This is a genomic window from Bacillus cereus group sp. BfR-BA-01316, from assembly GCF_022664195.1.
Classification (GTDB): Bacteria; Bacillota; Bacilli; order Bacillales; family Bacillaceae_G; genus Bacillus_A.
This window is the reverse complement of the sequence record NZ_JAKUGX010000040.1, coordinates 1-12,488: the sequence shown is the minus strand read 5'-3', so window position 1 is coordinate 12,488 and position 12,488 is coordinate 1. Positions and strand designations below refer to the sequence as shown.

The window sequence follows — 12,488 nt, the reverse complement described above, 5'->3', positions numbered from 1 at the left end:
CTCCTCTTTCTCTTGTTGTTTCATATACTCGGGGTTTTGGTCCAAAGAAAAAAGTTCTAGAAATTGTAGAAGAATCTCTACTTTCTAGAACTACGGTAGTCAAAGTTAATTAAGCAAAAGATGAGACCATTGCTAAATTATAGATCGGCAGCGCTCAATACACCGAACGACCGAATACTTTAACCCGTAGTCCAGTTCTTTCATTGGGAACTAGGTAGAAACGCTCGGACCATATTACCGAGTATATACGAGTGATGTTATTTAAAATTATTATATTGATAATATAACAAACTATTAGTGAATACACAATAAAAATATGAACATTTTTATTAAATTATCTAAAAACGTTCGTTTTTGAATGGTTAACAGGTGAAAAATATTGTTTCCCAATGGATTCATCCACGAAAAACTCGAATTACATATACTAAACTAGAATTAGTTCATTTATCAAAAATATGGAGTACAATGAGTTCTCCTTAAAGTTATATAACTGTATAGTGTTCTGTTGCAAAGTTTATTAAAGAATAGAGTTTTATCTTTTTCTTTCAATACACTTGATTTTAAAAATAATGAAGTTGCTTAATTTTAGAGGTTCAAGTAGAAAAATCCCACAACATATTTATAATATGCTGTGGGATTTTTATTAAAGAGTTCTTTAGAAATTAAGCCTAAATAAGGATTGTATTTCAAATTCATAGGTTTACTAACACTTCTTTTTTCAAATATGTAAGGATTCTATATCTCTTTAAATTTCACTATTTATTTCGTTACTTCTCCAAACTGCGCTCTCGTTGCTTTCGCCAAATCTTCAACTTTAAGCTCAATTTGCACGCCAATTTTCCCGCCGCTTACAATGATCGTTTCGAGTGATTGTGCGCTCTCATCAATACATGTAGAAAATAACTTCTTCATCCCTACTGGTGAACAACCGCCGCGAATATATCCTGACACTTTCGTAATATCTTTTACAGGAATCATTTCAATCTTCTTTTCACTTACTGCTTTTGCGGCAGCTTTTAAATTTAGTTCCTCATCTACCGGGATAATAAACACATGATAATCTTTACTATTCCCTTGAGCGATAAGCGTTTTAAATACTTCTCTCACTTCTCTACCAATTTTGCCAGCAACTGAAACGCCATCAATTTTTCCATCATCCGGATCGTATGACATCATCGAATATTCAATTTTTTCTTTATCTAATATTCGCATTGCATTTGTTTTATCTTTTTTCATGAGGTTCTCCTTTTAATACATAGAAATTTATTTCACATCATTAATTTTCCTTTTATTATACACCTTTTTCAAATTCTCCTACAAAACTTCACATATTGTTCAATTTAAAGTAAAACTTTAATTATTAGGTTTTGACTCTAAACATCCTCAACTTAAAGGTACTAAGAGAGCAAAAAGAAAACCGACTCTCACCTTCAAATAAAAGGCTTGATGTCAGTTTTACATTTAACGTCCAAACTCCTTATTAAATATTTTATCCCTCCCCTCAATAACCTCCGGACCTACTGCATTGATAGCAGTTACTAAAATATGCTCTCCTCCAATAGGTCCACCGACCCTCGTTTCAAATCCATAAGTCCCACCAGCATGCCCCCAATATGATTGTCCGTCCGGTGTTTTTTCTTCATAAATTCCTAGTCCAACCTTACCTATAGGTGAATCTACTGTTTTGAACATCTGATCCATTAGCTCTTGATTTAGAAGCTTTCCACCCAACAGTGCACTGAAGAAGGTAGTCAAATCTTTCACTGTTGAAACCATATCTCCAGCTGCATTCGCCCATGACTGATTTATTTCTGTCAAATCATATAAACGACCCGATCTATCCATACTATATCCTGTAGCATGTTCACCTGGTATGTGCGGACTTGCTTCCATTACGAATGTCTCTTTTAACCCCAGTGGCTCAATGAATCTTTTTCTAATTTGCTCCGCATACGTATCTCCTGTTACCTTTTGAATAATCTTCCCAGCTATAACAGTATTTGTGTTCGAATAGTCCCAGCCCTCCCCTGGTGCAAATACAGGCGGCTTTGCAAGTGCTAAACTGATAAGTTCATCGGTACTATAGTAACGAAATGGGTTTTGGGGCAGTGTAAGATCTCGCATATCCTTATCTATATTGGTTGCAATTCCACTTGTATGATTCAACAACTGACGAATTGTAATTTTATTTCCATCATATCCGTTACCCTGTACGACTCCTGGCAACCATTTTTCGACTGAATCATCAAGGTTTAATTGTTTCTCTTCAGCCAATTGCAGTACAACAGAAGCTGTGAATGCCTTAGTAATACTTCCGATACGGAATGAAAAATTCGGTTCCACTGGGCGTGGTATTTCATAACTTGCCGTCCCTGTAGCGTAAGACCACCGCTTTCCATCCTTTAATCCGCCAGCTATAACACTTGGGATTTTTTTATTCGTTACTACTCGATCCATTACGTATTTAACTTCTTCTCTATGATTACTTTTCTTTTCCTTATCCGTAGGTTCCTTTTTTGATTTTGCTGCAAATTCTGAAGCTAATATATTGTTAATCTGTTTTTCTGCTCCTAATACATTAATGTTTATCGAGATAACATGTTGACCATCTTCCGTTCCACCAGCAAAGTTAGTAAAACCAGGAATACCACCACCATGTCCCCATACTTCAATACCGTCTGGCAATTTTGTTGCGTGAATGCCAAGCCCATACTTTCCTAATGGGGTATCAACTGTGTTAGTCACCATTTCCTTCTGTATCTCCGGTGTCAGTAGTTTACCACTTAATAAGGCACGGAAGAACGTTGTCATATTTTCTCCTGTCGAAATCATTTCACCACTAGCATTAGCAAATGATGGATTAAACAAAGTAATATCTACTAATTTATCTCCCGTATTCAAGTAGCCACGGGCATTTTTTTTCGGAATATCCATCGAACTTCCAGGAAGGACCGTTTCTTTTAAACTAAGAGGTTCAATAATTCGTTTTTTTATCTGCTCGGCATATGATTCCCCTGTTATCTTCTGAATAATCAATCCTACAATAACCATATTCGTATTCGAGTATGACCAGCCTTTTACCGGTTCTAATTCTAAGGCACGGGAAATTAATTGTTCCGGTCTATAATTCTCACTTGGATTCTCTATTAATTTCGCTTTAAGATCTGGAGTCAAGTAATCCGCAATTCCGCTTGTATGATTTAATAATTGACGAATCGTAATTTTGTTACCATCATAGCCTTTCCCTTTTATAAGTCCCGGCAACCATTTCTCTACCGTATCATCTAGACTTAGTTTCTTCTCTCCAGCAAGCTGCAATGCAACTGTAGCTACAAACGTCTTCGTTGTGCTCCCGATTCTGAAAGCAGAGTCAGCATCTACCTTATGATTCCTCTCAATATTTGCTTCACCAGAAGCATATGACCAGCTCGCCTCTCCATTTTTTACAGTAACAATAACTCCTGGAATATTTGCCGCATCGGCAGCTTTATCAACAGCTTGCTCGGTTGATGTCTTTTTATTCACCGCTTGTATGTTTCCATAAGAAGGTATTGCTAGCGCTCCAACCAATATAGTTGCTGTTAAAGTAAGTGCAGTTCCTTTTTTAATGATGAATGATTTCATAATGCATCGCTCCTATTATTTTGAATTTTTCTGTTGCTTCACACACTCACCTTAACTTCAATATTGTTAAATAACATAGTGACAAAATGCTTTAATTTACTCGTGACACTATGTGCAACTCTGTCACATAAAACATGTGACAAACTGTCAACTGCTTCATATGACATGCTTTGTTGTCTGTCTTTCTATTGACGATTTAAAAGATATGTTACATGATGAGTCTGAATCATTAGATAATTAATCTTAAAATATAAGTAGGTGCTTAATTTATGTTCTCATTCACAAAAAAATGGATTTGGTATGACTGGATATTTGTGCTCATACGAACAGTTTGGCTAATTGTTATCATCGGTACTAATTTTATGTTTCCATCATTCATTCATACGTCAAGTATAATCGTACTTGCTCTCGCTTTTGTCGTTTACCTTGTACCATTAATTATTCGATATAAGAAAACAGAATGGTACCCTGCATTCGATATTATCACCGCAGGTTGTTTTTATCTTTATTTAGCATCCGTAGCCCCAAATTTACTTTGGCCTTTCATTTTACTCGTAATCACTATTGGCCTATGTAGTAATCAAAATAATTATATATGGAGCGGTATTTTTTGTGGATTTGTATTCCCATTATTGAACGCCTTGATTGCCGGGCGGTCGCCATACGAAATGATTGTTAGTTGTAGTATCGGTTTTGCCATTGGCGTTTCTTTTAATATATTAATTCAGTATCATAAACAATCTCGAATTATTGAAGAGCAAAAACTACTATTAGAACAACATATTAAAAGGATTGAAGAGCTTACTCTAATAGAAGAGCGTAATCGATTGTCACATGAGCTACATGACACAATTGGTCATACACTTACTTCTCTCATCGCTGGCGTCACATCACTAAAATCATCAGTACCGAATTCACAGTTTGAAAGAATTGATTCACTTATCAGCATTGCTCAGCGTAGTCTAGATGACATTCGAAAGCATCTACACGAGCTATCTCATAATCCACTTAGTAATTCATTAAGTGAATCACTGCACCAATTAACAGAAGAATTTATAAAATCTACAGGTACAACCGTTACATTTCGTACGATTGGCAATGAAACTCTTGTGATGCAAAAAGTGAATTTTTGCCTATATCGTTGTCTTCAGGAGTCGTTAACAAACGCTGTTCGGCACGGTAAAGCGAGCACCATATCCGTTCAACTGCATTTCGACGGACAACAACTTCGATTGCAAATTGAGGATAACGGTATTGGAATGGAAGAAATTCAATTTGGCTTTGGCCTCAGTGGAATGAAAGAACGACTTGAACAAGTTCAGGGGGCATTATCTGTTCATTCTAGTACTGAGCAAGGAACATTCATCGTTTGTAATATTCCATTACAAACAGAGCTTGTACATAACATTATTCGCTTATTGGTCGTTGATGATCAGGAACTTATTACAAATAGTTTAGAGCAAATTTTAGAGCATCACACTGATTTTACTGTTGTTGGTAAAGCACACGATGGAGCTGAAGCTTTAAAACTATGTGAACAATTACAGCCTGACATTGTACTAATGGACATTCAAATGCCAGAAATGAATGGTATTGAAGCTTTACTAGAAATGAAGCGACGTTGGCCTAATATGAAGATTGTTCTTATGACAACGTTTGAAGATTCCTTACAAGCAGCAACTGCACTAGAGCATGGCGCTGAAGGATACATGTTGAAATCTATTCATCCACAGGAAATGAAAGAAGCTTTGAAACTTATTTATAACGGAGGAACTTGGATTGACCAATCGGTTGCTACGCGAGTTTTTGAGAAAATGAAACGTCAACGTGAGCAATTAGAAAAAATCGGATCGACTAAACAAACTTACCCGTACGGACTTACAAAACGCGAAATAGAAATTTTAGAGCATCTATCAAACGGGCTACGCTACAAATCAATTGCCGCTAAACTGCTTTTATCGGAGGGAACGATTCGTAATTACTGTTCAAATCTCTACTCAAAGCTTGGTGTCAACAACCGTGAAGAAGCCATTAAAATGGCACGAACGGAAAACATTCTGTAGGTACTGTAAAATTAATACGCTTCCTTCAAAACTGAAAATATTGATATTTCAAAAATCATTTGTTATACTTTGTAAAAAACTTATTAAGGAGAGATTTCATATGTGTACTTTCAATACTTCTTTCCAACTTCATCATCATACGTAACGCCGTGTATCCGAAGAAAATTTTTCTTCGTGGGTACAGGGCTTTTCCTGTTGACCCACGAAGCGTTCATAAAGCTATGTGGGTATTTTTATACCTGCATAGCTTTTTTTAATTTAAAAGAGGAGTGATTACAATGGAAATGAAAAATGTAAAAGGGACAAAAGACTATTTACCAGAGGAACAAGTGCTGCGAAATAAAATTAAAAGAGCATGTGAAGATACATTTGAACGATATGGATGTAAGCCTTTAGAAACACCAACGTTAAATATGTATGAACTTATGTCATACAAATACGGTGGTGGTGATGAAATTTTAAAAGAAATATATACACTTCAGGATCAAGGAAAACGCGAGCTTGCCTTACGTTACGATTTAACAATTCCATTCGCCAAAGTTGTCGCGATGAACCCAAATATCCGCCTTCCTTTTAAACGATATGAAATTGGAAAAGTATTTCGAGATGGTCCGATTAAACAAGGGAGATTTCGTGAATTCATTCAATGTGATGTTGATATAGTTGGTGTAGAGTCTGTCATGGCAGAAGCTGAGCTCATGAGCATGGCATTTGACCTATTCCGAACGTTAAACTTAGAAGTAACGATTCAATATAATAATCGAAAATTATTAAATGGTATTCTCGAGTCTATTAACATCCCTACTGAATTAACGAGTGACGTAATTTTATCATTGGATAAAATCGAAAAGATTGGGATTGATGGTGTACGAAAAGATGTATTGGAGCGTGGAATTTCTGTAGAAATGGCCGATACAATATGTAATACCGTTTTATCTTGCCTAAAACTTACTATTGCCGACTTTAAAGAAACTTTCAATAATACACTTGTTACCGATGGAGTAAACGAATTGCAACAATTACAGCAATACTTACTCGCTCTCGGAATAAATGAAAATACGATATTCAATCCGTTTTTAGCAAGAGGACTCACAATGTATACAGGCACTGTGTATGAAATCTTTTTACAAGATGGCAGTATCACATCAAGCATAGGTAGTGGTGGTCGTTATGATAATATAATCGGAGCGTTCCGTGGTGATAATATGAGCTATCCAACTGTAGGGATTTCATTCGGTTTAGATGTTATTTATACAGCTCTATCACAGAAAGAAACAACATCATCTACAGCGGATCTTTTTATCATCCCACTTGGGACAGAATTACAATGCTTACAAATTGCAAAGCAATTACGTAACACTACTTCATTAAAAGTTGAACTCGAACTAGCAGGACGCAAATTAAAGCGTGCCCTTAATTATGCAAATAAAGAGAATATCCCATACGTACTTATAATTGGTGAAGAAGAAATTACTACTGAAACCGTTGTGCTGCGCAATATGAAAGAAGGTACTGAATTGAAGATTCCCCTTTCTTCCTTGGAAAATAACACATTTAATAACTATATATAATAAGTGCCACCCTCATTTGGGTGGTTTTTTTAGTGAATAAGTAAAAAAACCAATTAGTTTACATAATAATATTATTACGATACCTGGATGTGAATCACAAAAACATATCCATTCACCCACTATATTTGGTAATATATTCATACAAACATATTTAGGAGGACTTAACTTTGAGGGCAGTCGTAAAAACATTGAAGTGTACTACAGGTATCTCTCATCTTTTATTAATTCCTTATTATTTACTTCAAGGAATAGTTGACTTATACGGGATACCGTTTCTTATAGTAATTACTTTACATATCATCACTATTGTATTAGCTAAAAAGGCAGGCATGAAAACATATGCGAATTATATAGGAATACTCACTACTCTAGTTGCTTTCTTTCCCTATATACAAATCGCTATACATATTATAGCGTCGATTTTCCTTCTATTAGATGCGGCTTCCACAAACACAAAAGAAGTTTATGATTCATAGCGGATTGAAAAACAGAAATTAGAGAAAGATTTTTCAACCATATACAAAAAAGAGGGCAGATATGCATCTCCCTCTTTTTTCTAACTATTTTTATTATTATTCTTGTTCTTGCTCGTCCATAATCTTCTCAAACGCCGCAGATACTTTTTCAAATTCCTCGTCATTCTCTATGTATGAGAATTCATTATCTTCTTCTACTTTTAAAAAGAAGATATCAATGTCTTCCTCGGTTTCTGTTTGAATGTCTTCTACAAAGGCAACCGCAATGTATTCTGCTCCTTCGACATCCATCGCTCCAAGCACTTCAACTTCCTGTTCTTCATTATTCTCATCGGTAAGACTAAAAATTTCGCCTACTTCAATTGCTTCCATATTCATTCTCCTCCTATCATACTCTAAAAAATAAAACGTTCAAACCATACACTTACTAACATATCTTTCCATAAAAAAGTTGAATTCATACAGAAAGAACAACAAATTCTTGCTGGTTCAGCAAAAGTATTCAACTATAAGGATAACATCTATGAATAGGAATGAATATATTTTAAATTAGATAATTGGATTAGCTAATTTAAAATCCTCCTTTAGCTTTTCGAAAGACCTCCATGTTCCATAATGATTCTTTCATATAGGCAGCTGGCATGTCACCTTTCAATCTGTAAGTAAATACTAAAATGGCACCTCATACCCTGATTCGTTTCCGTATGTTTTTAGGATGAGAGATACATCCTTCTATATAAACTAAAGAGACTTATGTAGTAATTCCAATACATCTTTCATCGCAAAAGGACCGTCTTTTTTTACATGCTCCGCGAATTCAGAAACGAGACGTAATGTTTTCACACTTTCGATTGGATGATCCCCTGACGCACTTTCAGCAGAAAGCATAACAGCATTCGTTCCGTCCAATACAGCCTGAAATACATCAGTTACCTCAGCTCTTGTAGGAATAGAGTGATCTACCATAGATTGAAGCATTTGTGTCGCTGTAATTACATATGTATTCGTTCGATTGCACTCACGAATCATCATTTTTTGTAACAGTGGAATAAATTGATACGGCAATTCCACACCTAAATCTCCCCTTGCGATCATAATGCCATCCGCTTCTTGGCATATGTCTTGAAAATTCTCGATTGCTTCCATCGTTTCTATTTTTGCAATTAAACTCGGGGAAATTTCTTTATGCTCATGTATAAAATCCCGTATTTCCTTTATATGACTAGGTTTTCGCACAAAGGAACACGCAATAAAATCAACATTCTCTTCTAAAAGAAACTGAATATCTTTTTTATCTTTCTCTGTAATAGCTGGTAAACTAACAATTGCACCTGGTAAGTTTACCCCTTTATGAGAGGCAATATTTCCACCTGTTTTTATCCTCGTTTCTATTTTTTCCGCACTTACCTTTTCAACAATTAACTCAACTTCTCCATCATTAATAAGAATTCTACTTCCAACTTTCACGTCATTCGCAATCCCTACATAATCAACACTTGCTTCTTCTTTATTCCCTTCAACTGGATTGGTATGTAAAATAAATAACTCCCCTGCTCCAATTGTAATTTGTTCCTCTTTCATTTCACCCAATCTTATTTTAGGACCTTGTACATCCCCTAGAATTCTAATAGAATCGTCTAACGATTTTACTAAACGAATGATATCTTTATGACTTTCATGGGTGCCATGTGATAAATTTAACCGAACAATTTTCATACCATTGTCTATTAACTGGGCTAATGTTTCTTTATTATTACTTGCTGGTCCAATTGTACAAACTCGATCGATTGTCATTCTTCCCACCATCCTTTTTTTAATGTTTCCCATAAAATAAAGAGAAGATTCTTTTTATAGGAAAGACCGTACTACTTAAGGATACAAAAAGGTGTTATGTGATGAGAAGATTTTTCTGAAGAAGTAGCTTGAATTTTAACTTTTTGTGCCCAACATTTTGACTAAATAGTTATTATTAGTTTCGTGACAATGGGGTACTACTAACAAAAAGTAAAAAATCAAAACTATGTGTACATACGAATGCTAGATTGGGATGTCGAAAACAATCTATGGAGGGACAACAATGACTAATCTTCGTAAAAAAATAATGGGACTAACATTAGCGGGAACGGTAGCACTAGGTTCATTAGCAGCAGGAAACATACTGAACGATAACGAGGTAAAAGCTGAGGTAAAAAAAGCTGAGAAACAACCAAAAAACGTAATTATCATGGTTATGGATGGGACAAGTTCTTCCGTCATAACATTGGCCCGATGGTATAAAGGCACACCTCTTGCACTCGATCAAATTGTATCAGGGGGTGTTCGTACGTATTCGGCAGAATCAGCTATTACGGATTCCGCACCGGCAGCCACAGCTTTAGCGACAGGCAATAAATCAAATTCAGGCTACGTGGGCGTATTACCTTCTATTGTGAATTCACCTGGCTTAGAACCAGTCAAAGAAGAATGCAAGTTTCGTCCAGTTGCCAACGTCTTAGAAGGTGCAAAACGTTCAGGCCGTGCAACAGGAATTATTGCTACATCAGAAATTCAGCATGCTACTCCGGCTAGTTTCTCTGCCCACCATGCTAACCGCAAAAATTTTGAAGTAATTGGTGAACAGCAAGTTTATCAAAATATAGAAGTTGTATTAGGCGGTGGAAAGGCAGCACTCCAGCCTATGACAAGCAATGGAATCCGTAAAGACAACGAAGATTTAGTAAAAGTGATTCAAGACAAAGGGTACGACTTTGTCGAAACAAAGGATGCATTATTAAACTCCAAATCAAATAAAATCTGGGGTTCTTTCTCCAGCTCTGCACTTGCGTTCGATATAGATCGTGAAGCAAACCATCCTGCACAGCCAACTCTTTCCCAGATGACGAGCAAAGCAATTCAAACATTATCAAAAGATAAAGATGGTTTCTTCTTATTCGTAGAAGGCAGTAAGGCAGATTGGGCAGCACACGCAAATGACCCAATCGGGATGATTAGCGATGTATTGGCATTTGATGATGCGGTTACCGAAGCGTTAGAGTTTGCGAAGAAAGATGGTAATACTATGGTCATCGCTTTAACCGATCATGGAAATAGCGGTATTTCCATTGGTAACAGCAATACCACAAAAGGATATGATACCACACCAGTATCAGCTTACATTGCTCCACTGAAAAAGGCGAAAGTGACACTTGAAGGTGCTACAAATAAGCTTAAAGACGATTTATCTAATATGAAAGAAGTAGCTGCTCTATACGGTTTAGACAACTTAACTGATGATGAAAGAGAAAAATTAAAAACTGCACATAAGAAAGCTGATGCAGGTCCGATCCTTACTACATTATTGGCCAACCGTGCGAACCTCGGTTTTACAACTGGTGGTCATACGGGTGAAGATGTATTCTTATACTCTTACGGTCCTCAAAAGCCATACGGTTTAGTCCAAAATACAGACATTGCGAAGACAATGGCCAAAGCAATGAGCTTTCAATTAGGAGAAATAACTAAGAAGTTATTTTTAGATGCTGAAACAGCCTTTAAACAAATTGGTGCAATTGTAACGATTGACAAAAAAGATATAGCAAAACCTGTACTTGTAGCAAAACGCAATAATACAGAGGCAAAATTGTCTGTTAATAAAAACATTATCTGTATCGATGGAAAAGATTATGAATTAGGAAGCATCGTTGTAGAAAGCAACGGGAAATTCTATGTACCTGAAAAAGCAATTCAACTGTTCTTAAGACACTCTCACTAAATTAAAAAAGAATTAAAAGATTAAAAAGATTGCCTATTAGGATACAGGCAATCTTTTTTCTTTTTTTAAATATGAAATTTATGTTTTTGCAGCCTATCTCCATCAAAGAGCTATTTCTGTTTTGTCATTTTCCGCTATAAAACATATACAGTTTCATATGGTAACGATCAAAAATAAATGCCATCCTTGTGTAATCTACATCGGGTAATATGATTGTAATGGATAATACGACTGTGGTGGGTAATACGACTGTAATGAATAAAACGATTGTGATGGGTAATAACTTTGTTGCATTTGTTGTGCTTGTAATGCTTGTTGCTGTGCTTGTATAGCCTGATGAACAGCTTGAATAGTACTTTGCGCAGGCCCCTGCCCTCCTAAAGGACGCATTTGCGTTTCAGTGTAAAAATAATTACAAAGCATTCTTTATTCACCTCACCTCTATAAATATTTTTGTATTCCATCTTTCATACTATGAATATTGAATTAAAGTGGATAATTCATGAAACTTTTTACCTTGTAATTGCTAAATCTCTTTCTATTCAAATAGCTTTTTATTCAAATAACTATTTAGTTAAATTTAATAAATACACTCGCTTTTCCATTTCACTTTGTTCTACTTTTGCATTTACTATTAGTAATACGAACTTTTCAGAGGTGAAATATAATGGACGAGTTTTTATCTTCTGCTGCGCTAAACCCGGGTTTAATTGGGCCTACCCTTCCACCTGTTCAGCCCTTTCAATTTCCTACAGGTCCTACCGGGAACACTGGTGCTACTGGTAACACCGGGCCTACCGGCAATACTGGACCTACTGGCAACACCGGGCCTACCGGTAATACTGGACCTACCGGCAATACTGGGCCTACCGGCAATACTGGGCCTACCGGCGCTACTGGTAACACCGGGCCTACCGGCAATACTGGACCTACTGGCAACACCGGGCCTACCGGTAATACTGGACCTACTGGCAATACTGGACCTACTGGATTTAGTCTTCCT

At 36.2% G+C, this 12,488-nt stretch carries 10 protein-coding genes and 1 riboswitch; of the genes, 5 read left to right on the top strand and 5 right to left on the bottom strand.

The window, feature by feature from the left end; all coding sequences use genetic code 11:
• Positions 1-167: 167 nt before the first annotated feature.
• Positions 168-271, bottom strand: a riboswitch (purine riboswitch).
• Positions 272-759: 488 nt separating this feature from the next.
• Positions 760-1,236, bottom strand: coding sequence for a Cys-tRNA(Pro) deacylase (ybaK, locus tag MR071_RS22570; protein ID WP_242238063.1), 477 nt, complete (start codon positions 1,234-1,236; stop codon positions 760-762).
• 225 nt (positions 1,237-1,461) lie between these two features.
• Positions 1,462-3,624, bottom strand: a complete 2,163-nt coding sequence (locus MR071_RS22565; RefSeq protein WP_242238062.1) for a serine hydrolase domain-containing protein — start codon at positions 3,622-3,624, stop codon at positions 1,462-1,464.
• Positions 3,625-3,893: 269 nt separating this feature from the next.
• Here MR071_RS22565 and MR071_RS22560 point away from each other — a divergent pair, with 269 nt between their 5' ends.
• The 3 genes from MR071_RS22560 (at position 3,894) to MR071_RS22550 (ending at position 7,734) form a co-directional block, all read left to right on the top strand.
• Entirely contained in the window at positions 3,894-5,687 is a 1,794-nt protein-coding gene (locus tag MR071_RS22560) for a helix-turn-helix transcriptional regulator (protein WP_242238061.1), read from the top strand.
• Between the two features lie 278 nt (positions 5,688-5,965).
• Positions 5,966-7,258 carry a histidine--tRNA ligase gene (locus tag MR071_RS22555; RefSeq protein ID WP_105587292.1) on the top strand — a complete coding sequence of 431 codons (1,293 nt, stop codon included), beginning with the start codon at positions 5,966-5,968 and terminating at the stop codon, positions 7,256-7,258.
• Between the two features lie 167 nt (positions 7,259-7,425).
• On the top strand, positions 7,426-7,734 hold the full coding sequence (locus MR071_RS22550; RefSeq protein ID WP_105587293.1) for a hypothetical protein: 309 nt from the start codon (positions 7,426-7,428) through the stop codon (positions 7,732-7,734).
• Between the two features lie 96 nt (positions 7,735-7,830).
• On the opposite strand, the gene MR071_RS22545 is transcribed toward MR071_RS22550, so the two are convergent.
• Both MR071_RS22545 and MR071_RS22540 read right to left on the bottom strand, forming a co-directional pair.
• Positions 7,831-8,112 carry a DUF1292 domain-containing protein gene (locus MR071_RS22545; protein ID WP_002013967.1) on the bottom strand — a complete coding sequence of 94 codons (282 nt, stop codon included), beginning with the start codon at positions 8,110-8,112 and terminating at the stop codon, positions 7,831-7,833.
• Between the two features lie 363 nt (positions 8,113-8,475).
• The gene (locus tag MR071_RS22540; RefSeq protein ID WP_242238060.1) at positions 8,476-9,528 is read right to left on the bottom strand and encodes a pyruvate kinase; all 1,053 of its coding nucleotides are present in this window, start codon (positions 9,526-9,528) and stop codon (positions 8,476-8,478) included.
• A 283-nt stretch (positions 9,529-9,811) separates the two neighbouring features.
• Between MR071_RS22540 and MR071_RS22535 the strand changes: the two genes are divergently transcribed.
• The gene (locus tag MR071_RS22535) at positions 9,812-11,485 is read left to right on the top strand and encodes an alkaline phosphatase (protein ID WP_242238059.1); all 1,674 of its coding nucleotides are present in this window, start codon (positions 9,812-9,814) and stop codon (positions 11,483-11,485) included.
• Between the two features lie 195 nt (positions 11,486-11,680).
• On the opposite strand, the gene MR071_RS22530 is transcribed toward MR071_RS22535, so the two are convergent.
• Positions 11,681-11,908, bottom strand: coding sequence for a DUF3947 family protein (locus tag MR071_RS22530; RefSeq protein WP_105587296.1), 228 nt, complete (start codon positions 11,906-11,908; stop codon positions 11,681-11,683).
• 244 nt (positions 11,909-12,152) lie between these two features.
• Between MR071_RS22530 and MR071_RS25870 the strand changes: the two genes are divergently transcribed.
• A partial coding sequence (locus MR071_RS25870) for an exosporium leader peptide-containing protein (protein WP_242238058.1) occupies positions 12,153-12,488 on the top strand: 336 nt, incomplete at its 3' end.

Excerpts from the sequence above, each read along its gene's own strand:
- MR071_RS22540 (WP_242238060.1), bottom strand. The coding sequence starts at position 9,528 with ATGACAATCGATCGAGTTTGTACAATTGGACCAGCAAGTAATAATAAA.
- MR071_RS22565 (WP_242238062.1), bottom strand. The coding sequence starts at position 3,624 with ATGAAATCATTCATCATTAAAAAAGGAACTGCACTTACTTTAACAGCA.
- MR071_RS22530 (WP_105587296.1), bottom strand. The coding sequence starts at position 11,908 with ATGCTTTGTAATTATTTTTACACTGAAACGCAAATGCGTCCTTTAGGA.
- ybaK (WP_242238063.1), bottom strand. The coding sequence starts at position 1,236 with ATGAAAAAAGATAAAACAAATGCAATGCGAATATTAGATAAAGAAAAA.
- MR071_RS22560 (WP_242238061.1), top strand. The coding sequence starts at position 3,894 with ATGTTCTCATTCACAAAAAAATGGATTTGGTATGACTGGATATTTGTG.
- MR071_RS22555 (WP_105587292.1), top strand. The coding sequence starts at position 5,966 with ATGGAAATGAAAAATGTAAAAGGGACAAAAGACTATTTACCAGAGGAA.
- MR071_RS22535 (WP_242238059.1), top strand. The coding sequence starts at position 9,812 with ATGACTAATCTTCGTAAAAAAATAATGGGACTAACATTAGCGGGAACG.
- MR071_RS22545 (WP_002013967.1), bottom strand. The coding sequence starts at position 8,112 with ATGAATATGGAAGCAATTGAAGTAGGCGAAATTTTTAGTCTTACCGAT.